This window comes from Massilibacillus massiliensis (assembly GCF_900086705.1).
GTDB classification, from domain to species: Bacteria; Bacillota; Negativicutes; order FLKF01; family FLKF01; genus Massilibacillus; species Massilibacillus massiliensis.
The window spans coordinates 2,405,863-2,429,733 of the sequence record NZ_LT575483.1 but is presented as its reverse complement, the minus strand read 5'-3'; the positions used below and the strand labels follow the sequence as shown (position 1 = coordinate 2,429,733).

The following is a 23,871-nucleotide window of genomic DNA, read 5'->3' as shown; positions in this document are numbered from 1 at the left end:
TTTTTACGCATTAATCCATAATTTCTTTGACAACATATTTTGCTGCCTGATAAACAATGAAGCCGGCAATTGCCATCTTTGCCATACTTCTCATCTCACCGGAGTTCATTGCTCCCATCATTTGATAACGTCTTCTATGACCAAACATTTGCAACACCTCCTCAATATCTAATCTACCCAATATTGAGTCAGAAAAAACAACATACTTGCTGTCAATAAATTCTATGGTATTTTTATTCTTGCAAATGTTCTGCCGCACGCACAAGGTTCCGAATCAATTGCTACGATTTGTCCGGTACGATAACGAATCAGCGGCATCGCATCGGCCGCCAAAGCAGTAAGTACCAGTTCGCCCATTTGTCCGGAAGCAACATCACCAGTATCTGTTATATGTACAATCTCCGGATAATAATAATCTTCTTGAATATGTAAACCTGCCTTTTTATTACATTCAAACATCATGGCTGAAGCACCAAATTCCGGTGGCGAATAAAGATTAAAAATTTTTGCATGAAACCGGCTGGCAATATGCTCATCCATTGAATTTTTTGTATCTTGATTTAAAGAAAATATCGTTGAAATAGAGCTGTTTTCCAGATCATAATTTAATGCCTGCCCGGCTACTAACAGTTGCAACATTTGCTGCGCATTACTGGCAATCGCTGTCACTCTAAATTTATCAATCATTTCCCACTGCCGATCAAGTTTTGCAAGTTCTGACGGAATCACTGTCGCGCCTAGAACTTCGGCTGCATAATGAATACCCAAACTATGTTCACACGTATAATCTTCACAAATTTGCAATGCTGTGGCCATCGTTACACCACCAGCAACGAGCGCCCGAGCGGTCATTTCCACATTACGGCCAATATCACCACTCGTATAAGCTTTCGTAATCGGACGATTTTGCCCAATCATCCGCATGCGAATCGTACTGCTCAATGGAACCGCTAAAAATCCAAAAGGCGAATTTACAAAAAGATCTTCTCTTGTTGTAAATGGAAACTTTTTTAAATCGTCAAGTGTTTTAACAGATCGATCGTTCAATCCGATAAGCGACATTTTCTCTTTATAAAAAGGACTCTTCTCATAAGCCCATTTGATCATGTTCTGCAATTTTTTTGTTTGTAATTCAATCATTGCATCTCTTGACATCGTTTCAATTTCATGATTACAGTACATATTTATCCTCCGTATGTTTCTGATAATATGTCACTTTTTTATTTTACCACACTTCAGCACAAATAATCATAATCGGCAGTCATTTTACAGAATTTTTTTTATTTTAAAAATGAAAATAACCCTGTTTCCCGCACTTCATAATATTTTAACAATTCACCAATCGTTACAAAGGTATAACCTTCTTGTCTTAGATCATCTATAATCTGACCGATTGCTTCCGGTGTCGGCAATGGATACTGTCCATCATGAAGCAGTACAATCCCCCCCGGTTCTACTGTGTTTGTAACGACTTTTACGACCTGTGCAACACTTGGTCTTTGCCAATCTCTTGGATCTACTGACCACAGGATCGTCGTATAGCCGCGCTTGTTGGCTTCTTCGATCACGCCTTCGTTATATAAACCGCCCGGCGGACGAAAAAGCTGCGGTTTAATTGATAAATTTTTTAAAATTTTTTCTGTTTTATCTAATTCAGCCGCACATTCCGCTTGACTCATCTTCGTCAATGCATTATGTGTATATGCATGGGTCGCAATTTCGTGCCCGTCTTTTGCTGCAAGCGCTACCAATTCCGGATACTTCTTAGCGTTCTCACCTAAAATAAACATCGTGACTTTTACATTCTTTTCTTTCAATACCTGTAACAGCTGCGGTGTTGTTTTATTATGCGGTCCATCATCAATCGTCAAAGCAACGACTTTATGTGTCGTCGGAATTTTTTTGACAACTTTAACCTCTTCTAAAAATATTCCTTGGCACAATTTTGCCGCCATCGCTAATGCGACGATTGTCATTGCAAAATAATTACGCATTGGAACCATAAAAATTGCCTCCTTCCAGCGCCTCATTGGATCTTACGCTGCTTACAAAAAAATATGCATCATCGCCTGCTTTGATTCATATAATCTGCGTAAGCAAGATAAATGAATGCTACGGATGATCACATAGCGAGGAGGATTTTGTATGCTCCCTTGGATAAAAAAATTGATAGTACCCTTTATTTCTTTACTGCTGCTGACAAACATTGTCGCCGCCAAAGCAGCACAGCCAGTATTAAACACTGCATATGGTGCTATATTGATGGATGCAAAAACCGGGCAGGTACTATTTGAAAAAAATGCAGATAAAAAATTACCACCAGCCAGCACCACCAAAATTATGACCGCAATTCTTGCTATTGAAAGCAACCGCCTCGATGAAAAAGCAACCGTAAGTGCCGAAGCAGCAAGTACCTCTGGATCTACAATGCATCTAGAGAAGGGGCAGATCCTCACCCTGCGCGAGCTGGTCACCGGGCTGATGCTGCGTTCCGGCAACGACAGTGCCATTGCAATTGCTGAATTTTTAGCCGGTTCGGTCGACGAATTCGTTGTCATGATGAATGAAAAAGCGCAAGAAATTGGTGCAACTCATACACATTTTAAAAACCCAAACGGGTTGCCTGACCCGCAGCACTACTCAACAGCTTACGATCTTGCCTGGATAACGCGGTATGCAATGAACAATCCAACCTTTGCCGAAATTGTAAATACCAAGCACACCAGTGTTGACTTGCAAGACAGCCGTGGAAATGAAAAAGAACAAAATTTAAAAAATACCAACAAATTACTCTGGATGCTAGCGGAAGCAGATGGTGTAAAAACCGGAACGACAAGTGAAGCCGGACCATGTCTGGTCGCAAGTGCTACCAAGCAGAACCAACGTCTAATCGCAGTTACACTGCATGATAAGGCACGTTGGCAAAACGCACAAAAGCTACTGCAATGGGGCTTCACGCACTATGAATTATTTGAATACGCTGGCAACGGCACATTTGTCAACACCGTATCAATTGAAGACGGTTTTGCGGATACAATTGATGCTGTACTGAGCAGCGATGCAGCGATGGTAGTCAGTAAAAATCAATCCAAAGATGTCACCATAGATATCGATCTCCCTGAAAAAATAAAAGCCCCTGTTTACCAGGGACAAAAAATCGGTGAATTAAATCTGCGCATCGATGATAAAATCATAAAAACCATCGATATCATTGCACAGACTTCCGTAGAAGAAAAAACTTTCTTACGTGTCTTTTTTAATAATCTAACGAGCGTATTTAAAACTTTTTACGGGTGGGGAATTTTTTAAAACGGTTTACGATAAAAGAACGGTAAATAACTTACAAAACCGATATCGCGAAAATTTAAAATTGCCTCGGTTCCACCTACGAACAACACTCCGCCCGGCTTTAATGCTGCAAAAAAGCGGCGATAAAGTTTGTCCTTTGCTTCCTCGGTGAAGTAAATAACAACATTCCTGCAAAGGATTAAATCAAATCCGGACTCAAAATTATCTAATAATAAATTATGCCGTTTATATTCAATACGGGCTCTAATATCTTCAGAAACGCTGTATTTATCGCCATCTATTTTAAAATACTTCTGTTTCCGTTCATTCGAAATATTTTTAATTTCATTGACATTATAAACACCGGCTTTGGCCTTGGCAAGAATTTCAATATCAAGATCTGTCGCTAAAATCCGATGTCTTACGGTTGGCGTCATATCCTTTAATATCATCGCCAAAGAATACGGCTCAGCGCCAATGGAACAACCGGCACTCCAAAGATTGAGCTTTGAACTTTTCGACAATAAATCTGGAATTACCTTTGATTCCAATTCTGAAAATTTCTCTGGCGTACGGAAAAATTCACTTACGTTAATTGTCAAATATTCAATAAAATCAGCAAATGCTTTTTTATCATTTTCAATAGAATTATAAAATTCCACATAAGATTTATGGTTATGTCTCAGCATCAAATTTGTAATACGACGCTGCATTTGATTTGCTTTATATTGATTCAAGTCAATTCCGGTTTTTGTTTTTAATTTTTGCTTAAACAGATCCCAATCTCTCTCATCACTCATCTTACATCCTCCATATAACTGCATTGTATCATATTCCACTTGAATAATTCGCCAAAATCTAATAAAATCCTACTTTTATCCTATCACGACTTCTTCATTTGCATTTCTAATACATCCACAATCTGCTGTACTTGCTTTTTATCGAGTTTACGCTGTGGTTTATAATTTAAAATATACGAATTGACCTCTTCACAGCCTTTTAAAACAGTCATTTTTCCCGCATCGATGTCTAAGCGCACTTTGGGATTGGTAAATACCAATAAACGCTGTACACCAACATGCAGCCCCGCTAAATGCAAGATTCTTTCAATATGAATCGCATGCCATTTTGTACGTTTTATTGGATTGGCAAAAGATTTTCTTTTTTGTTTGCCCTTTTGATCAACCCTAAGCTGGTTCCACTCAATATCATCTTCTTGACCGATAATTTTACCAACATGGTGTTTCACCTCAATGACAAAAACGCCTTGCGTACCGACTACAACAAAATCTACTTCATCATAGATACGTTTTTCCTTCATCGACAAATTCATAAAAACGTGATATTGATTTGGCAGTTTACGTATATAATCCAGTAAACTGATTTCTCCATCTGATCCCGCTTTGAAAATCTTATATTTTCTGTAATAAAAGAAGGCTCCAAAGATCCAAAGTATCGGTAAAACCATGAAAAACATAGGTATCTCCATGTCCTCACCACTCTGCAGCAACATAGCTGCAAAAACAATGAGCAAACCAATACAAAGCAAACTCATCATGAAATATTGTCTTGCCTGCCCGTTTAAACTTTTCTTTCCCTTATGGACAACTGCCACCAATCTCACCCCATAAACAATTGTTATTATCTAAACCATTACTATAGCATATTCATTATACTTGGTCTATGGATTGATCAATTGACTGCCATATTTGCTGCGCCACCAAGATACGCTGCGTACTGCTTCAACCTTTGCCTGAATCTCTTCTGGATTTGGTTCAACTGCACTTGCTCCATCTATTGCTTCAGGTTCAGCTTCTATATCCGTTTTTCCTATATAATCGGGTGTAATCCAGAGACCATAGTTTACACCAAACGCATTTCCTCTGGTTAGACTTGTACCCACAGAATAATATGCAAACCCTTTTGGTGCAATGAGTTCAAATAAAGTAGGCATCACGTCAATATGACTTCCGGCTGTTTTTTCCGGTAAACTTGCTTTCGATATCCCTTTCCCTGTTACAATAAACGGTATGCCATAACGTTCATACATCGTTGGATTTTTATCGATATTCATCCGATCGGCATGATCGCCAACAATGATGAAAACACTATCTGGATATTTTTCTTTTGCCTCTTTTATAAACTTGGCGAGCATCTTGTCTGCATACCAAAAATGGCCAAGCTGTTTGATTAAATCTTGATTTCCTTTTACTTCATCCGGCAACTGCTGCAACAAAGCTTCTCGATCAAATCCCTCACGCTCTAAATCTACAGAAAACGGTGAATGATTTGATACATTTAAAACGATATTAAAACTCGGCTCATCTTTTTTCACGTTCGCCAGCACAGCTTGATACAAATACGCGTCATCACAACCCCAAACATTTCCCGCTGCATGTTCAAAATCACCGCTCCCATAAAAAGCATCAAACCCCTGTGCCAAAGAAAACTCTTTTACCCTTTCCCAAGAAGCCGGTCCGGCATACCAAAACTTTGCCTGATACCCGAGTCTTTTCATTTGCGGTGCAATTGCTGTAGAATAAGGTTCTTTATAGGCTTCCGGCATTGTAGTCAAATATAAATTTGCATCTGTGAATCCTGTGACAATTCCCATAACGGCAGAAATTGTACTCATGCCATTCGGTAAAAATTGTGCAACATAATCTGTATCCGGTTCAGCGATCAGCGACTTCATTCCATTCGCAATATTTAAATTTTGATACTTATCGAGCAATGGCCAATTTGCATAACTTTCTGAAAGAATCAAAAATACTTGTTTCGGTTTCGTCTTATTTGCGCCTTGCGCCGTCTTTTGCAAATAGACATCTAAATCATCGCTTTCTAATTGTTTACCTGTCAGGTTTTTGGCATACTGCGTAATTTGCGTAGCCTCAAAAGCAAGGCCTGTTGAGCTCGCCAGGCGTCCATTCATCTCGTAGGCACGGTAGAGTGCCTGCATATCATCCAAGATTGCTTCATTCAACAAATGATCTTTTGTAACGCCTGCATTTTCCCATCCTACATTGCCGGCAAAACTCATACTACCGCCAAAGTTAACGAAAATAGCACCTTGATAGATAAAACACAAAAAAACAATGCGCACCACTATATTTGTATACCATTTTTTAAAACGTGGCAACTCGAGAATCGGCAAGTTCAGCCATTTCACTGCCAACCAGAATAAAAAAGCAGCCGTTAATCCTGCAATAGATAAACGCAATGGAAGCTGGAATTGTTCTACAAGTGAAACAATCAGCGCATAAATATCATCATTCAATGTATTGAAAATCAATTGATTAAAACCAGAATGGAACTGTATATAATATGGAATTCTAGCGAAAAACAAAATCGTTAACAAAAAGATATAGCCTGCGGCAATATACTTGCGTACCCGATTTGCCCAGGTAAATGAAATGCAATAGATCGCCAAACAAAGAACGAACGAAACAATCGCCAATAGTCCCGCACTTTTTAAACTTAGTTTCAAACCATACTGCAACGCGATGAAAATCTCTGTAAAGGTTGTACTGCTGCCTAAATACTCATACATAAGCGCGATAAAAGCTATGCGAAATACCATAAAAAGTGCTAATAAATAGAAAAATAACTGTATATCTCGGTGCATCAATTCATAAAATTTTCGCCAATCTAAAACTTTATGTACCCATTGAAAACCCATCTAAAAAACCCTCCATCATATCCTACTGCTTAAATAATCTAATCTCCTTGATCAATGCCCAACAAAAAATGCTTCCATCTGCAAACAGCCATAAAATAAGCAGTATTGAAAACTATCGGTAGTATTCAATACTGCTTATGATTTTCACTACACTTTTTGATTTTTTATATTTTGTGGTTATCTTACTACGATTTTTTGCTTTTCACAAGTAATAAATTCAGAAAATACGCCTATATTATACGTTCTCTTCTAAAAGACATTTCTGCATTACGAAAAAGCGAGCGCTTTCTTTTATTGCTCGCTTAGACATCATGATATTTTTCTACTTCTTCCATAAATTGAGAAATTGTAAATTCCAGCTCCTTACAGATTTTTGCTATTGTTCTTAGGGAGGGACTCTTTAAACCTCTTTCCAATTGACTAATATAAGTACGATGCAACCCCGTATTAAAAGAAAATTCTTCTTGGCTGATCCCTTTCCTTACTCTTAGGCTTTTTAAGACTTTTCCAAAACTTTCATCTATCATAAACAAAACTATATTTCCCAAATTTTAAATTTTCTACAGACTATAGTATTCAAATTGCTATTTTTAAGTAAAATTTGAAGGGTTTTTACATATTTCAACGAATTATCCTACAATAGTACTATAACGCTATCCTTTTCGGAACAAAACTATATAAGGGAGAGATTTTTTTGAACTGGTTAAATAATCTAAAAGTTGCCCAGAAATTAATTCTGCTCATTGCACTTTTACTTACCGCTTTAATTTGTGTAGGAGGAACAGGATACTACTTTCTCTCAAAAACCAATGATGCATTAAATAAAATGTACAGTGAAAAACTGATGGCTGTTGAATTACTCACTGAAAACAGAGCACATGCAAGAAAAATTGAGGCAGATACCTTCTCACTCATGCTACCATCCACTAACGAAGAAAATAAACTTCTACAAGAAGACATCGTCGCACGCGGGAAACAATTTGATGAAAATTTGACGAAATTTGAAAATTTGACTTTAAATGAACAAAATAAAACCAGGATAGCACAAATAAAAGAGGATTTAGTCAAGTATCGTGCAGTTCGAAGCAAAGTAGTTGATTTAACGCTGAAGAATAAGGATGCCGAAGCATTTACCCTTTACAATCAACAAGGCAAAGCCTTATCTGTACGATTCACAGATGAACTCAGTTCTCTTTCTGAAGATATGCAAAAATCTGCAAGTGAAATGAATACGCAGAATCAAAAAGATTTCGTTTTTGCTAACAATTTATTCATTTCTATTATTGTCATTTCCCTTATTTTCGGCATTCTATTAGGATTATTCATCATTAATCAACTCACTTCTCGCCTAAAAGATATCGTTCACTACCTGCTGATTCTCTCTAAAGGAGACTTCTCTGAAGACATTGCGCAGAAAAATTTACTTGATAAAAGTGAATTCGGAACCGTTTCAAGAGCAGTCGATGAAATGAAAAAGAGCATTAGAAATCTAATCCAGCATTTATCCAATACATCTGAGCAATTGGCTGCATCTTCTGAAGAATTAACCGCCAGTGCCGAGCAGTCCGCACAAGCATCCAACCAAGTCGCCGGTTCAGTCACAGAAGTTGCCCAAGGAGCGGAAAAACAACTGCAATTAGTGGACAGTGCCAATCACACAGTACAACAGATCTCTACAGCGATTTCACAAGTAGCCGAAAATACAAATACGGTTTCAAATGCAGCTGAAAAAACAGCTGAAACAGCAAACCATGGTGAAGAAGCAATTAAACAAGCCGTAACACAAATGAATATTATTGAACAAAAAACAAATGACACTGCCAGCGTAATCGGAGAACTTGAAGAAAAGTCCGAAAAAATCGGTCAAATCGTCGATGTAATCTCAAGCATTTCCGGTCAAACAAATTTATTAGCTTTAAATGCAGCGATTGAAGCGGCACGTGCCGGTGAAGCAGGCAGAGGCTTTGCGGTAGTTGCAGAAGAAGTTCGTAAACTTGCTGAACAGTCACAAGAAGCGACAAAACAAATCACCGATCTGATCCAAGAAGTACAAGCTAAAACCAATGACGCCGTGACTTTTATGAATGACGGAAAAAAAGAAGTCGATGCTGGAACAAATGTAGTATCACTTGCAGGACAAAGCTTTGAAGACATTCTGACTATGGTAAGAAACATGACAGAGCAAATCCAAGAAAACTCCAACGCAATTCATGATATTACGAAAGGTATCCAAAATGTAGTGAAAGCTGTACAAGCCAATGAACAAGAAAGCAGAAAAGCCTCTGAACAAACACAGACAATTTCTGCTGCTACGGAAGAACAATCTGCCTCAGTAGAAGAAATTGCTTCTGCAAGTCAGCACTTAGCAAAAATGGCTGAAGAATTACAACAAGCAATTCGAAAGTTTAAGATTTAATAAAAATGGTAGGCGTATAGATGCCTACCATTTTTTTATTTCACGAGCGACTGAAAATACTTCTATTCCGTCGTTATCGTACTACGATTTTTATTTTTTAGCAACAAACAAAATCTTCCTAATAAGCACCTTTGCAGTCCCGAAATCTGCTTACCATTTATTCTATACTTATGACTAAAAAGCCCTTCTTAACCATGCTAAAAAACTTGTAAAACAGCGATTTAATTAAGATGCGATCGCTGCTTTACTTTTGAAATTTAACAACATTGCCGAATTTATAATTACAGCAACTGATCCTACATTATGAACTAAGGCGCCAACAATTGGATTTAAAACTCCTGTCATAGCTAAGATAATCGCAATAAAGTTTAAAATCATCGACAACGCCAGATTCCATTTGATCGTTGACATTGTTTTTTTAGACAAAAGCAATAAGTGTGGGATCGTTTTTATATCATCGCGCACAAGCGCAATATCCGCAGCATCGACAGCAATATCACTGCCGATCCCCCCCATAGCAATCCCAACGTACGCCGTTTTCAGCGCCGGTGCATCATTTATTCCATCTCCAACCATACAAACCATATCATTTTTGTCTTGATACTCTTGAATTGCAATCATTTTATCCTCTGGCAAGCAGGATGCATGCACTTTTGTAATACCTACATGATTTGCAATATGAAAAGCAGCCTCCGGATGGTCACCTGTAATCAATATACTTTCAACACGACAATTCTTTAGCTGTCTCACCATCTCAGAAGAATCCTGCCTCACAACATCCGCCAAAGCAATAAGCCCTGCCTCCTGACCATTCACAGCCACATAAATCATCGTACAGCCATCCTTTTTATACGCATCAGCTTTACGCAGCATTTGCGAAGACAATGCAATCGTGTTTTCAGAAAACAATTTTTCATTTCCCGCCAAAACTCGATGATCACCAATTGTTGCCTGGACACCTCGACCTGCAATTAGCGCAAAATCCTGCGGCTCTTCTAAGGCAGTAGCCACTGTCGTTTTAAAATGCGTCACAATTGCTTTCCCCAGCGGATGCTCAGATCTTGCTTCTGCACAAGCCGCCAACGTCAACACTTTTTCTGAACTTATCGTCTCATCAAAGCTTTCAATTGCCACTACCGCAGGTTTACCATAAGTAAGCGTACCTGTCTTATCAAAAGCAAGTTTCGTCACTTTAGACAGTCTTTCTAAAGCATCGCCCTCGCGGACGAGAATGCCGTATTTAGTTGCATTGCCAATCCCAGCCATAATTGCTGTAGGTGTCGCAAGCACTAATGCACAAGGACAGAATACAACGAGAATAGTAACAGCACGGATGACCTCTCCGGTATAAAACCATGTGCCAACTGCGGTTACAAGTGCAATCACAACAATCCAAGTTGCCCATCTGTCCGCAACTCCAACGATCTTCGCCTTACTTGCATCCGCAGACTCTACAAGTTTGATCATTCGCTGCAAGGAACTGTTCTCACCGACTTTGGTAGCTTTCATATCAAAGGTTCCAAATTGATTTACTGTACCACTAAAAACTTCATCACCAGTGCTTTTGTCGACAGGCAATGACTCTCCCGTCATCACAGATTGATTAATCGAAGTCTGCCCTGAAAGAATGATTCCATCGACTGCAATCGTTTCTCCCGCAAAAACGCGAAGCAGTTCATCGACTGCTACGTCCTCTGCCGGGATGATCTCTTCCTTTCCTGCACGAACGACTCTTGCTGTGCGAGGTGTAAGATGCACCAGTTTTTCAATACCAGCACGCGCTTTTGCAACTGTACGTTCTTCTAATAGTGCACCAAGCGTCATAATAAATGCAATTTCACCAGCAGCAAAAATTTCATTAATAAAAACTGATGCAATCAAAGCAATCGCAACTAGGACATCCGCTTTAATATCAAACTCTGTAATCAAACCTTCAAGTGCTCCCTTGATGATTGGAATTCCACAAAATAAAATTGCAATCCAAGCCGCATCAAAGTTTAAGTTTCCTATATGAAAGAAACTAATAAAAAGCGAAACGACCGATAAGATTAAAAATAAAATAGTTCTTTGCTCTTCATTTTTTAATAATTCTATAAAGCCTTTCATCATAACCTCCAACTTTCACTAAAAACTAGCCCATTCGCGAAAAATGCTCTACAGCCTTGGCAAATTCAGCAATTGTTTTATCCGCATCTCCATGTTCTATCCCATCGCGAACACAATGCTGCAAATGACCTTCTAAAACAACCTGCCCCACCTTGTGCATTGCACTCTTAGCTGCATTGATTTGTATCAAAATATCCTCACAAGGGACATCCTTGCCAACCATCTCTGAAATCGCTCTAAGCTGTCCTTCAATTTTTTTTATTCTCAATTGAACTTTTGGTATATCCATACATTGACGCATAATTTAGCCCTCCCTTTTTATACCCTTAGGGGTATAGGTATATAATATTGAATAAAAAAAAATTTGTCAACCAATAAAATTACAGAAACCATCATGAATACATTGATTGATAAATAAAAGGGGATCGCATTAAAAATGCGATCCCTCAGACTGTAGACAAATCATATATTTATGTTGATAACTTAGAAAATACCTATCTTCATTCTACTTATAAACTACTACGAAGATAGGTTGTAAATTCATACGACAATTCTATTTCCTCCAGTTGCTTTCGCTTCATAAAGTTTTTTATCTGCACAATCAATCCATTCCGTCATCGTCATTTCTTTTTCCAAAATACAAATACCTAAACTGCAAGTGATATTAACAAACCCGCTTGGTATCGTAAATTGGGTATATTCTATTGCTTTCCGAATTTGTTCTGCTACTGTTACAGCCTGCTCAAGATTTCGATTGTGAAGATACAGCAGAAACTCTTCTCCACCGTAACGTGCCACCCAATCGCGCTCCTCTTGCACACCATTCATTAGTAAATAAGCAAACTGCTCCAATATCGCATCCCCTGCGATATGTCCATACATATCATTCTTATTCTTAAACTTATCGATATCAATGATGACCAGAGCCGCTGGATTTGCATTTGCTATACTATGAAAAATTTCAATCGGCAATCTTTCATTAATATAACGACGATTGAAAATTTTAGTCAATTCATCTCGCACAAGTGCATCATTCAGCCGCAATACTAAATTCGTAAAATCCTCGGTACTCTCACCTGCCATACTTTCCAGAACACCCTTACCAGTAATATCAGTTAACATTTCAACGACGTAACAGCCATCTTGATATTCGACTGGACTGGCTGTAATCATATAAACACGTTCATCAATCACTTCGAATTTTACAAACGTATCTTTCTCCTTTATCGCCCGATAAGAAATACAATTGTCACAAAACTTATTCTTTTTCCAAATTGCATAGCAGGCTCCTTCACGCAATACTGCTGGAGATTTTCTATCTTTTATATGCAGAATTGTATTTTGCACGGGATCTACAATACGAACAACATCGTATATATTCTTTAATATTTTTACGGCATCTACAATATTTTCTGTATTAATTTTTTTAATATCTACACACACTTGCGCTTCACCTTTTTCTGGCATTTTCGTATATTTATCTAAGTTTATACTTTTTCTAAACACCGGTCAATGTATTAAATCCTAGAAAGAATTTTGCTAGCTATTCATCCATAATAAAAGAAATAAATATTTAGCCAATGCACTGAAAATGCTTATTTTTTTCAATATCGCATACGGCATTTTGCGAAAGTCCATTCCTTTTCAAGGCTACTTTATTTTCTAAAGATGCATACACCTTCTTATGCCAGATGCAGGATTGACAAATTGATCAAATTGCATATAATAAATAGCATACTTAGTTTTCTAGGGTTCCGCAGTTTACTGGTCTGGTCCGAGAGAAAACGACAGTCTTTAGACTGGATCACGGAGGGATAAAAGCCCGGGAGAATAGCTGCACACAATTGCGGCTGATTCTCCCGGGCTTTTATCTGTATCATACGAGTTAAAAAGGAGATAAATGATGAATAAAACTTGGATATCTGTTATAATTGCTTCCTTCTTTGAAGTTGGGTGGGTAATTGGTCTCAAACATGCGGACAATATTTTAGCTTGGGTGGGAACCTGTATCTGCATTTTTGTTAGCTTTTATTTAATGATTCAAGCCGGGCGCAATCTTGCCGTGGGAACAGTATATGCTGTTTTCGTAGGTCTTGGCACTACGGGAACTGTATTATCCGATATTGTCTTATTCGGCGCGCCTGTTAACCCGATAAAAATAGCTTTAATTGTTACTTTATTACTTGGCGTCATTAGCTTAAAGCTAGTAAGCAATTGCCAAGAGAAAGAGGTGCATTAATATGGATTGGATATGCCTGATACTGGCAGGAATTTTTGAAATGACCGGCGTTGCCATGATTCATAAACTTCATAAAGACCACAACTTAAAGGCATTTTTATTATTATTTACTGGCTTTGGACTAAGTTTTTTATTCTTATCCATTGCTATGAAAACACTGCCAATGGGAACAGCCTATGCTGTATGGACAGGAATTGGCGCTTCCGGTGGCGCCTTACTTGGCATGTTTGTCTATGGTGAACCTAGAAATTTGCCAAGAATTATCGCAATTACTGTTGTACTAGGCTCCGCAATTGGCTTGAAATTGATTGGATAATAACTGCGCCTTCTATTTTAGCCCGATTACCTTCATCGTACTATACATCAAGATAATCCACAATAAAATAGCCAATACAACTGATGAAATAATCATAATTCCGAGCATATCAATCATATTATTCCAGGCAAAAGAGCATAACACCATACCAACGCTCCCTAAAATAGTATGCACTGCATTGATAAGCGATGAAGCCGCCCCAATATCTTCTTTTTGCTGTTCCAACAGAATATCTGTACTAAGTGGGCGAATAGCGCCTTCCACCAAGGTAAACGGCAGAAATGTCATTAAAAAAAGCCAGGGGGAATGATTTCCGAAAAAGAATAAGCTCAAACCACTAATAAAAGCTACCCCAAAACAACATTGCGTAAACAAACGCGGCGAAAATCGTCCAATGGAACGAATATAAACAATTGGTCCCAAAATAGCAAATGCTGAATTTGCCGCAAAAAAATAACTGTAAGCCTGAACAGACAAAGCAAACGTATTTTCGTATATATAAGAAGACATTGCAACATAAGCCATATATGGCGCTGACAAAACAGCAGCAATCAAAAGAAAGAACGTAAACCCTGGATTTTTTCCTACAATCAACAAACGTTGTAAAGAACCGATTAGCGTTCCCTGATAGCGTTTTTCTTTTGGCAAACTTTCTTGGAATAAAAATACGAGAAATCCGTTTAAAACCCCCGTAACGGCGAGTACCCAAAAAGTGTCACGCCAAGTTCCGCCAATCTGCAAGATCAGCGCGCCTGCAATAGGAGCTACCATAGGAGCCAGCACACCCATTACTTGCACAATGGCGAGAATCTTACTTTTCATCTTTCCTGAAAAACAATCTTTTACCAGGGCCGTCGCAATAGACGTAATATTTCCAGCACCCAACCCTTGCAACACACGAAATACAATCAATTGATAGATCGACAATGCCAAGGCGCAAGCAATACTTCCTCCAATATACAAAATCAGCCCAATTACAAGGATCTTTTTCCGCCCATATTTGTCACTTAACGGACCAAAGACAATAATCCCTATTGCAAAAAAAACAAAAAATGCAACTAAAGTTAAATTAATCATGGCAGATGTTGTCTGAAAATATTGTGCCATAGAAGGCATGGCAGGCAGATATAGGTCAATTGACAGGGGAATAAACATTCCCATAAAAGCAATAAACACGATCATTCCCTTCACACCTAGATAATTTTGCGGGTTCAATAACACGCTGTCTTTTTTTTGTTCGATCTTAAACATTTTTAACTTTAACTCCAATCTAATAAATTTAACTATATTCATAGAATTAGACGAAAAAAAAAGATAAGCAATCAACTTCTGTTGATAACTTATCCAGCACACACGAGTATACCCTCCGTCACGCCTCAATTATAAATTCCGATACCCCTTTGTGTCAATACTTAACTTGCTTTTATCCCATGCGCAAATTTTTTCAAATATAAGCCTACTAAGCAAGCAGTGCCTTTCTATAACATTTATCACTGCCGTTCGTCCGAGAATTGATTTACAAATGAGGATGTTGCAATCATGCAACATCCTCATTTTAAATTACAATACATTTCTTTTCAGTATTTTCAACGTCCAATTTATACTTTACCAGGATGCAGATTCCTTTTCATTCTTCAATTTCCCACTGGATTTCTCAATATAAATGCTAGTACTAGGCAAAGCAAATGAAATCCCTGCATTCTGTATAATATCCATAATTTTAAAATTAATTTCCTGCTTAATTTCTAAATACTCTTCCCATACAATCGTATTCGTAAAAAAATACAAAAATAATTCCAGACCACACTCTCCAAAAGAATCAAACTTGACAAAAATCGTTTTTTTATCAACCTGTGGATGCATATAAAGAAACTTTTCTATATTTTTCACACACTCTTTTAAATTGCGCCCAGGTGTATCATAGCGCACCTTTAGTCGAAACGTAATTCTGCGTACCGACCGATTCGTATAGTTAATAATAGGTGAATTGACCAAATTCGCATTTGGCACCGTAACCAAAGCTTGATCAAAAGTTCTTATCTTCGTACTTCTAAAATTAATATCTTCAATCGTACCTTCAATTTCACTTGTTTTTACCCAATCTCCGATACTAAAGGGCTTATCTATTATGATAACAATCCCAGAAAAAATATTAGCAAGCAAATCCTTTGCCGCTAAAGCAAACGCCAATCCACCTAATCCTAAACCTGCAATAAATCCATTTACATCATATCCCCAAGTACTGGCCACCGCGACAAAAGCCAATGATAACACAATAACCTTTGCTATTTTTGAAAGAAAAGGGACCAGAATCTTATCCATTTCATAACATGAAATCCATTTTATTTCCATATAATTTTCCGCATAATACCCAATCAAGCCATATAACGCATTTGAAAATAAAATAATGATCCCTGTTCTAAAAAACTTAACAAGTAAAAGATCAAATGTAATCGGCAAACAATTTTGTAAAGCTAAATAGATGCCAGTAAAAACAATCAAATTTTTCATGGGGTTATGCAAAACAACTAAAAAAGAAACCTGATTCTCCTCATCCCCGCAAAAAAGTTTTAGAAAGAAGTGAAAAATATAATTTGTAAATAAGTTTTTAAATATCCAAAAAACAAAGAATATCGTCATCCCTACAATTAAATCATATATAGAAATCTGCTCTGAAATATGCATCATAAAGTCATAAACTTGCGTAGGGACTTGTATATCTAACTGCATCATATCCTCTCCTTTCCAAGAAATTAATGAATATTAAACCTACCCAAGGGGCTTCATCGAAAACTCGGTCTAATTTTATGCTCATACAAGTATTGAACTATTATCTAGGCCAATACATGATGATGAGAACCCCTACCAAGGATATGATTCCACCTATCATATCGAAGCGATCGGGCATAACTTTGTCCACACCCCACCCCCATAAAATGGATAAAACAATAAAGATTCCACCATATGCAGCATATACGCGGCCAAAGTTTGCAGGCTGTAAAGTCGGTATGATTCCATATAACACTAAAATCACCGCACCAACCATCGCATAATACACACTTTTTCCTTCACGCATCCATAACCAAATTAAATAACCTCCGCCGATTTCAAACAGACCAGCAAGAATAAAATAACCGATAGATTTTAAAAATTCCATTACAACCTCCCAATCATTATCAATTATTTTACTACAACTGTAGTGGTTTGTTAAATTTCTTGCGTATACAAAAGCTCTATCTTCCCCGTTTTCCTGTCATATGCTCGATTTGTATCTTATAAACAGCAGCTGTATGCATGCTTTTATCAATATACGCCATCCCTTTTTCCAAAAATCCATCCGAATACTTCTTTATTAACCCCTTCAAAGCTTCCTTCTTTTCAAAGTCTTCCGTAACTTCTTCCACCAACCCAAATACAATAACACTATCGTATTCAGTATCAAATTTATCAGGTAAAAGTTGAACATAACTTACTGCGGAAAAACTGACTTTTCTATTCTGCTTAATGTTATTTATCTTGTGTCCTTTATGCGCTGAATGAAAATAAATACCCTCGTTTTCATAAATGAAATTTAATGGCACCGCATATGGATATCCATTTTCACTGATACAAGCAAGTGTGCCAAATTCGGCATCTGCTAAAACGCGTTTTACCTCTTCTCCAGACATAAGTTTTCTCTTGTGCCGCATTTCTATAAACAAATGATTCTCCCCTTTTCTCTTCTATGTAATGTCCGCACTTACGAATTTAACGTCTTCTCAAAAACAAGCTTCTTCCATTTTCTAATTTTAGGACGAAAATTTTTAAATGGTGCAGCAGAATTTATATGAATCCACTTCCACATTGGCCAGTTCGCACTTGTAACCGTCCATTTGCGCGTGCCAGCTATAAACAATTCCTCATCACTTAACTGTTCTATCCACGCACACCATGCGTCAACACTTTTTTTTAACGCACTGCGTAATGCCTGTAATGTATAATCGCGATACGCCGTATAAAAAGATTGATAAAGCTGACCTAACTGATTCCACTTATACCCCAGAGATGGCGTAACAACTTCTCTTCCGTTCAACTCATCGTCTTCCCACCCCATCACGAGGTTCAGCCAACCCAGCTGATAGGCGAGCATTTCTTGCGGCGTCTTATCCACCCCCTGAAAACGCAACGCCTTCTGCGCTTCAGAAACTCCATCAAATTCTTTATCAAAAAGCATATATGCCGTCTTGACTGCTGTAATTAACTCTGCTTTGCTGCTATACGTTTGCATGCTACACCTCCATTACAACCCTTAACTTCTATTCTATCCCAAATGAATAAAATATCCAAGCACCTTATTTTTGCAATCAACCTATAGATACTTCCATCATCAAAAAATCACATTTTCATAGAGCGATGCACCTAAACTCATTTTATTTTTCTCTATAAATCAGAGAAAATGCTACGAAAATTATTAGGGGTCAAATTTACAGCTTTTTTAAAGGCACGAATAAAGTAGGATGCACTTTGGAAGCCGCTTTTCCCAGCAATACTTTCAACGCTGTCCGAGGTCTCGCATAAAAGTTTTTTCGCATGCGCCAAACGTATGTTGAGCAAATATAAATGCGGAGATATAAGCATTGCCTTTTTGAATAATCTAGTAAAATAAAACAGACTAAAATTTACGTGTTCTGCAACATCACAAATCATGATTTGCCGCTGAAAATTTTCTTGCATAAAATGAATAGCCGCATCAATTGCAATCTTATTTCTTGCTGAAACTGAGAATCTTTCCAGCGTCGGTGCCGCTGCTTCACATAAAATATTGTACAAATTTTTTGAAAGAACCATTTCATTTTCATCTTCTTTTTTTATGCTTTCTAAAATTTCATTTACATACTTATCGATCTTAAGCGCTTTACGATTTGAGAAATGACCATTTCCATTCATTTCATAAATATATTCCAAAAGTGGCTTGATTGCATTCCCATTAAAATGAAACCATTTTACAGTTGCAGGAATCTCCGCCCAATAATGATTGGGTTCATGACAATCAAAAAGAACAAATTCATTTTCTTTTGCCACAAAATGTTGTCCACGCAATTCAAAATGTACTTCACCGCTCGTAACAAACTGCAGCATATAGGCATCCATATAGCTTCGTTTCACACGATAAGGCGCATCCAAGCGATACGCAGCACCCCACAAAATATAAAAAAGATGTTCTCTTGCAAATACACTCGCAGAGTAAAAATATATCCCCTCTTTCCCAATTACGCCCTTTTCCTCTTTTTGCATAGCGTCCCCCAATTCCATCGTATTTTCTATTGAAATATGATTTTTTATATTCGCACCTAAAGTAAATATACTCATAAAACCAAAATTAATCAACTATTAAAGAATCAATACATACTCAAAACAAAACCAAAATATAATTAAAATGAGCAAATCATGTAAATATCTGGGCAATTTACTGTAATGACAATTCTGTATAGTATGATTATTATTAATATACAGAACGTTCTGATAAATCAATAACGCAAATAAATACTTTGGAGGATTATAATGGAAAGTAAAAGTCCAAATAAAAATCTATCACTTATCATACTTATTTCTACCTTTGGCGGTTTATTGTTTGGTTATGATACCGGTGTAGTAAATGGAGCTTTACCTTACATGTCAATGCCCGATCAATTAAATTTAAACGCCTATACGCAAGGTCTGGTCGTCGCTATATTGCAATTAGGTGCCGCAATAGGCGCAATCACGATTGGAAAAATCACAGACATCTACGGCAGGCAAAAAACCTTAATTTTACTTTCATTGCTATTTTTCATTTCAACAATTGCTTGTGCGTTATCTCCTAATGTTCCAGTTATGGTAATTTCCCGATTCATGCTTGGCTTGGCAGTCGGTGGTGCCTCTGTCAATGTCCCAACATACTTAGCCGAAATCGCTCCGTTTCAGCGTCGCGGTAAGGTTGTAACAAAAAATGAATTGATGATTGTTTCAGGGCAGCTTTTAGCATTCTCCTGCAATGCTTTCATCGGTATTACATGGGGTGAAAACGAAGGTATTTGGCGTTATATGCTCGCTTTAGCCGCTCTTCCGGCAATCGTTTTAGGCATCGGTATGCTGAAAATGCCGGAAAGCCCAAGATGGCTAATTAGTAAAAATCGTATTACAGAAGGGATTGCCGTCTTAGAAAAAATCCGCCCGCCCAAAGAAGTTAAATCCGAAGTAGCGCAAATACAAAAAAGTATAGAAAAGTGTGCCGCAGTCTCACAAATGACAGTCAAAGATCTGGGCATATCTTGGGTCAGATCTTTGGTCGGACTAGGCGTGGGCATGGCCTTAATCAATCAATTTACAGGCATAAATTCTATTATGTATTACGGCACAGAGATTCTTAAGACCTCTGGCTTAAGCACAGAATCCGCCTTAATCGGTAATATCGCCAATGGTCTGATTTCCCTAATTGCCATGTGCTGCGGTATTCGCATGATGGATCGTGTCGGACGGCGGCCGATGATCATCACCGGGCTAATCGGTGTGACAGTAACACTTTCGTTGATCGGGATTGCTTCCAACCTTCTGCAGCATCTCACGTATTTCCCTTATATTATTTTAGGATTAATCGTAATTTATCTTGCCTTTTTCCAGGGTCTGATCGGACCGGTAAACTGGTTAATCATTTCAGAGATTTTTCCATTACGACTACGTGGCTTGGGTATGGGAATTGCCGTTTGCGTATTATGGATTGCAAATTTCTGTGTAGGTTTGACTTTTCCGATTTTGCTTGAATCGATCGGATTATCCAATACATTTTTCACCTTTGCATTCATGAGCATTTTATCTATATGGTTCGTTGTGAAATATCTACCAGAGACCAAAGGACACACTCTTGAAGAACTCGAAGACTTCTTTATGCATACTTATGGAAAAAAATCCATAAAATCAATACAACAACGAGGAGAATTTTTATGATGAACAAAATTAAAATCGGCATCGCAGGATTGGGTAGATTAGGGAAAGAACATGCGAAAAATCTTGCGTTTAAAATTCCAAACGCGACACTTACAGCCGCTTGCTCTATCGTTCCCGCCGAATTAGACTATGCAAAAAAAGAACTGGGTGTGGAAAAAGTCTACACCGATTTTCGTGAAATGCTGCGCGATGCTGATATTGAAGCCGTTGCCATTGTGACAACGAGTGATCAACATTGCTGGCAAATAGAAGCCGCCTTAGATGCTGGAAAACACGTCTTTAGTGATAAACCGCTCGGTATAACCGTCGCAGAATGTAAAATGGCGGAAAAAGCAGTAGAGCGTCATCCTGAACTTACCTTTTTCCTCGGATTTATGCGAAGATTTGATCCTTCCTATGCCTATGCCAAAGAAAAAATCAAGCAAGGGGCTATCGGCAAACCTTATATGGTAAAAGCTACAGGTATAGACCCTGAAGCTTTAGTACAAGGTGCTATTAAATTTGCGGCAACCTCTGGCGGTATATTCATCGATATGGCAATTCACGATATAGATCTCATTCGCTGGTTCCTAGATTCTGATCCAATAGAAGTCCACTCTGCCGGCGCCACTTTCAAGCATAAAGAATTCCAAACTGTCGGTGATGATGAAACCGGGGTTGCTATGTATAAATGCGAGAATGGGTCTCTTGCCTTCATCCATGTAGGACGAACCGCACCGCATGGATACCATGTTGAAACAGAAATTATCGGTACGGAAGGCAGCCTGCGTATCAGTTCCGTTCCTGAAAAAAATCTCTGTATGATCTATAATGAGCATGGCGCTGTAACCGAATGCGTAAGCGGATTTCCTGAAAGATTTGCTGAAGCATATCGTCTTGAAATACAAAACTTCATCGATTGTATACAGAAAAAAGAGCAGCCGGATGTCACCGTATATGACGGAACAAAATCAACACAAATCGCTTTTAGAACCACAGAAGCTTATAAAACAGGCAAAACACTCTCTATCGTTTATTAAATAAAAGAGCCTTTATGTTCATCGTTTTAAGTGAACATAAAGGCTCTTTTTAAATAACTTGTCTATTCTATGACCCAACCACCATTGCCAATTAAATGCAATCTCTTTTGATGGTATTTTACAAGCGTGTTTCTGTGTCCGATACTAATGACCGAAGTATTCGGTAAATGCTTTAGTAATAATTCATACATAATTTTTTCCGTAGGTTCATCCAACGCTGAAGTTGCTTCGTCTAAAAATACCCACTGAGGTTTTATTAACAGCACTCTGGCAAAAGCAATCCTCTGCTGTTCACCAAGAGATAAAATTTTTGACCAGTCTTCTATACTTTCTAAGCTAGAGATAAATTCTGCTAACTGACATTGCCGCATTACTTCCTCAACCTGTGCATGCGCAAGATCTGACATTTCACTCGGATATAAAAGTACCTCCTTCAAACTTCCTAAAGGTAAATAAGGTCGCTGCGGTAAAAACAATCTTTTCTGTCCTTGCGGGACGACAATACTTCCATTACCAAATGGCCAAATACCCGAAATTGTCCGCAAAAGCGTACTCTTTCCGGCTCCGGAAGCACCCGTAATCAATAATTTTTCGCCACCTGCAATTTGCAAATTCACATTTTGCAATAATGCTTGACCGCCAGGTAATGCAACTGTTAAATTCTGTACAGCCAAACAATCCACATTGGCTTGTGCAATTGTTGTCTCAATTGCCAGGTTTTCCACCGTTTCCATATGTTTCACAAAGCCAAGCAAACGTTTTACTACAGCCTGCCACTGTGCAATAGACGTATAGCTATCCACAAAGAAAGACAACGCATCTTGTACTTTTCCAAATGCACTAGATGTCTGAATCAAGCCACCCAATTGAATCGCACCACCAAAATATCGAGGTGCAGCCAAAAGTATTGGGAAGATAATGGCCAATTGACCATATCCCGAAGTGAACCAAGTTAAACGTTTCTCGTATTTCATTAAGGACCAATAGTTTTTAAAAACATGTCTGAATCGATCCAAAAATTTTATTTTCTCTAGCGTTTCGCCACCGTAAAAAGCAATACTTTCACTATTTTCTCTTAGCCGTATCATATGAAACCGAAAATCTGCTTCATATCGTTGTTGGTCATAATTCAATCGCACTAATGGATTTCCGATTTTCGCTGTTAAATAAGTGCCTACGCCTGCGTATAGAATCGAAAACCAAACCATGTAACCATAGATTGTTACTTGATAATTACCAAATGGAAGACTAATAACGCCAGATAAATTCCATAATATAACGATAAAAGCCCCAAGCATCGCAGTCTGTTTTAGGAAGCCAAGCGTTAACGTAAGCGTCAAAGAAACAAATTGGTTGATATCTTCACTAATTCGTTGATCGGGATTATCTGTTTTGTCCTCTAAAATTTGCATCCTATAATAGGTCTGATTCTTCAGCCATTCATCAAGATATCGCTTCGTCATCCATTTCCGCCATTTAATTTGCAACATTTGCTGTAAATATCTTGCATAGACTACAATTGCGATATAAATAAAAGCCAGAACTGCAAATTCCCCGTTTAAAGACCAAAATGCATTTTGATCATAATTTTGCAATGCATTATAGAATGTGTTATACCATTGATTGATTAATACCACAATATATACCGCTGCAAAATTCAATAGAATAACTGTACCAAGAAGTCCCCTTGCTTTCCACTTTTCATCTGAATTCCAATACCCTTTAAATAGGCTCCAAACTGCCTTACAAAAACTTTGATTCATAAAACATTCCTTTCTAAATTATTTTTATCTTTTGAAAAAGAACTTTCATTTTATGTTTATATGAAATGAACTATATACCGTT

The 23,871-nt window shown here is 37.9% G+C and carries 23 protein-coding genes and 1 riboswitch; of the genes, 6 read left to right on the top strand and 17 right to left on the bottom strand.

Features of this window, described 5'->3' with window-relative positions; translation table 11 throughout:
• Positions 1 to 10 precede the first annotated feature (10 nt).
• From BN6559_RS19295 to BN6559_RS11725, 3 genes are all read right to left on the bottom strand, one after another.
• On the bottom strand, positions 11 to 148 hold the full coding sequence (locus BN6559_RS19295) for a hypothetical protein (protein WP_199883958.1): 138 nt from the start codon (positions 146 to 148) through the stop codon (positions 11 to 13).
• A 74-nt stretch (positions 149 to 222) separates the two neighbouring features.
• Positions 223 to 1,182: a phenylacetate--CoA ligase family protein gene (locus tag BN6559_RS11730; protein WP_110954890.1), complete on the bottom strand. Its 960-nt coding sequence runs from the start codon at positions 1,180 to 1,182 to the stop codon at positions 223 to 225.
• 98 nt (positions 1,183 to 1,280) lie between these two features.
• A complete protein-coding gene (locus BN6559_RS11725) occupies positions 1,281 to 2,003 on the bottom strand; it encodes a polysaccharide deacetylase family protein (RefSeq protein ID WP_110954889.1) in 723 nt (240 codons plus the stop codon).
• A gap of 142 nt (positions 2,004 to 2,145) precedes the next feature.
• On the opposite strand from BN6559_RS11725, the gene BN6559_RS11720 reads away from it, so the two are divergent.
• On the top strand, positions 2,146 to 3,309 hold the full coding sequence (locus BN6559_RS11720; RefSeq protein WP_110954888.1) for a D-alanyl-D-alanine carboxypeptidase family protein: 1,164 nt from the start codon (positions 2,146 to 2,148) through the stop codon (positions 3,307 to 3,309).
• On the opposite strand, the gene BN6559_RS11715 is transcribed toward BN6559_RS11720, so the two are convergent.
• The 4 genes from BN6559_RS11715 to BN6559_RS11700 form a co-directional block, all read right to left on the bottom strand.
• Positions 3,306 to 4,088, bottom strand: a complete 783-nt coding sequence (locus BN6559_RS11715; protein WP_110954887.1) for a CheR family methyltransferase — start codon at positions 4,086 to 4,088, stop codon at positions 3,306 to 3,308. The genes BN6559_RS11720 and BN6559_RS11715 overlap by 4 nt on opposite strands.
• 83 nt (positions 4,089 to 4,171) lie before the next feature.
• Positions 4,172 to 4,903, bottom strand: coding sequence for a nuclease-related domain-containing protein (locus BN6559_RS11710; RefSeq protein WP_110954886.1), 732 nt, complete (start codon positions 4,901 to 4,903; stop codon positions 4,172 to 4,174).
• A gap of 66 nt (positions 4,904 to 4,969) precedes the next feature.
• Positions 4,970 to 6,967 carry an LTA synthase family protein gene (locus tag BN6559_RS11705; RefSeq protein ID WP_110954885.1) on the bottom strand — a complete coding sequence of 666 codons (1,998 nt, stop codon included), beginning with the start codon at positions 6,965 to 6,967 and terminating at the stop codon, positions 4,970 to 4,972.
• A 302-nt stretch (positions 6,968 to 7,269) separates the two neighbouring features.
• On the bottom strand, positions 7,270 to 7,494 hold the full coding sequence (locus tag BN6559_RS11700) for a helix-turn-helix domain-containing protein (protein WP_110956386.1): 225 nt from the start codon (positions 7,492 to 7,494) through the stop codon (positions 7,270 to 7,272).
• Between the two features lie 167 nt (positions 7,495 to 7,661).
• On the opposite strand from BN6559_RS11700, the gene BN6559_RS11695 reads away from it, so the two are divergent.
• Positions 7,662 to 9,383, top strand: a complete 1,722-nt coding sequence (locus tag BN6559_RS11695) for a methyl-accepting chemotaxis protein (protein WP_110954884.1) — start codon at positions 7,662 to 7,664, stop codon at positions 9,381 to 9,383.
• 225 nt (positions 9,384 to 9,608) lie between these two features.
• Here the strand turns inward: BN6559_RS11695 and BN6559_RS11690 are convergent, their stop codons facing one another.
• The 3 genes from BN6559_RS11690 to BN6559_RS11680 form a co-directional block, all read right to left on the bottom strand.
• Positions 9,609 to 11,492, bottom strand: a complete 1,884-nt coding sequence (locus tag BN6559_RS11690) for a heavy metal translocating P-type ATPase (RefSeq protein ID WP_234407839.1) — start codon at positions 11,490 to 11,492, stop codon at positions 9,609 to 9,611.
• Between the two features lie 22 nt (positions 11,493 to 11,514).
• The gene (locus BN6559_RS11685; protein WP_110954882.1) at positions 11,515 to 11,790 is read right to left on the bottom strand and encodes a metal-sensing transcriptional repressor; all 276 of its coding nucleotides are present in this window, start codon (positions 11,788 to 11,790) and stop codon (positions 11,515 to 11,517) included.
• Positions 11,791 to 12,029: 239 nt separating this feature from the next.
• The gene (locus BN6559_RS11680) at positions 12,030 to 12,995 is read right to left on the bottom strand and encodes a GGDEF domain-containing protein (protein WP_110954881.1); all 966 of its coding nucleotides are present in this window, start codon (positions 12,993 to 12,995) and stop codon (positions 12,030 to 12,032) included.
• 229 nt (positions 12,996 to 13,224) lie between these two features.
• Positions 13,225 to 13,320: riboswitch (guanidine-I (ykkC/yxkD leader) on the top strand.
• A gap of 69 nt (positions 13,321 to 13,389) precedes the next feature.
• On the opposite strand from BN6559_RS11680, the gene BN6559_RS11675 reads away from it, so the two are divergent.
• Positions 13,390 to 13,728 carry a DMT family transporter gene (locus BN6559_RS11675; protein WP_324609410.1) on the top strand — a complete coding sequence of 113 codons (339 nt, stop codon included), beginning with the start codon at positions 13,390 to 13,392 and terminating at the stop codon, positions 13,726 to 13,728.
• A 1-nt stretch (position 13,729) separates the two neighbouring features.
• Complete coding sequence (locus tag BN6559_RS11670; protein ID WP_110954879.1) at positions 13,730 to 14,044, top strand: DMT family transporter; 315 nt, start codon at positions 13,730 to 13,732, stop codon at positions 14,042 to 14,044.
• Positions 14,045 to 14,056: 12 nt separating this feature from the next.
• Here BN6559_RS11670 and BN6559_RS11665 read toward each other — a convergent pair whose 3' ends face one another.
• The 6 genes from BN6559_RS11665 to BN6559_RS11640 all read right to left on the bottom strand — a co-directional run bounded on the left by BN6559_RS11665 (position 14,057) and on the right by BN6559_RS11640 (position 19,318).
• Complete coding sequence (locus tag BN6559_RS11665; RefSeq protein ID WP_110954878.1) at positions 14,057 to 15,295, bottom strand: multidrug effflux MFS transporter; 1,239 nt, start codon at positions 15,293 to 15,295, stop codon at positions 14,057 to 14,059.
• A gap of 354 nt (positions 15,296 to 15,649) precedes the next feature.
• Entirely contained in the window at positions 15,650 to 16,777 is a 1,128-nt protein-coding gene (locus BN6559_RS11660) for a mechanosensitive ion channel family protein (RefSeq protein WP_110954877.1), read from the bottom strand.
• Between the two features lie 97 nt (positions 16,778 to 16,874).
• Complete coding sequence (locus BN6559_RS11655) at positions 16,875 to 17,201, bottom strand: YnfA family protein (RefSeq protein ID WP_110954876.1); 327 nt, start codon at positions 17,199 to 17,201, stop codon at positions 16,875 to 16,877.
• Positions 17,202 to 17,277: 76 nt separating this feature from the next.
• Positions 17,278 to 17,712 (bottom strand): pyridoxamine 5'-phosphate oxidase family protein, encoded by a 435-nt coding sequence (locus BN6559_RS11650; protein WP_199883957.1) that lies wholly within the window; start codon positions 17,710 to 17,712, stop codon positions 17,278 to 17,280.
• 71 nt (positions 17,713 to 17,783) lie between these two features.
• On the bottom strand, positions 17,784 to 18,311 hold the full coding sequence (locus BN6559_RS11645) for a ClbS/DfsB family four-helix bundle protein (RefSeq protein ID WP_110954874.1): 528 nt from the start codon (positions 18,309 to 18,311) through the stop codon (positions 17,784 to 17,786).
• A 152-nt stretch (positions 18,312 to 18,463) separates the two neighbouring features.
• Complete coding sequence (locus BN6559_RS11640) at positions 18,464 to 19,318, bottom strand: AraC family transcriptional regulator (RefSeq protein WP_199883956.1); 855 nt, start codon at positions 19,316 to 19,318, stop codon at positions 18,464 to 18,466.
• 267 nt (positions 19,319 to 19,585) lie between these two features.
• Between BN6559_RS11640 and BN6559_RS11635 the strand changes: the two genes are divergently transcribed.
• Together BN6559_RS11635 and BN6559_RS11630 are read left to right on the top strand one after the other, a co-directional pair.
• The gene (locus BN6559_RS11635) at positions 19,586 to 21,007 is read left to right on the top strand and encodes a sugar porter family MFS transporter (RefSeq protein WP_110954872.1); all 1,422 of its coding nucleotides are present in this window, start codon (positions 19,586 to 19,588) and stop codon (positions 21,005 to 21,007) included.
• On the top strand, positions 21,004 to 22,026 hold the full coding sequence (locus tag BN6559_RS11630; RefSeq protein ID WP_199883955.1) for a Gfo/Idh/MocA family protein: 1,023 nt from the start codon (positions 21,004 to 21,006) through the stop codon (positions 22,024 to 22,026). The genes BN6559_RS11635 and BN6559_RS11630 overlap by 4 nt, the downstream gene beginning before the upstream one ends.
• Positions 22,027 to 22,088: 62 nt before the next feature.
• On the opposite strand, the gene BN6559_RS11625 is transcribed toward BN6559_RS11630, so the two are convergent.
• Positions 22,089 to 23,789 (bottom strand): ABC transporter ATP-binding protein/permease, encoded by a 1,701-nt coding sequence (locus BN6559_RS11625; RefSeq protein ID WP_110954871.1) that lies wholly within the window; start codon positions 23,787 to 23,789, stop codon positions 22,089 to 22,091.
• Between the last annotated feature and the right edge of the window lie 82 nt (positions 23,790 to 23,871).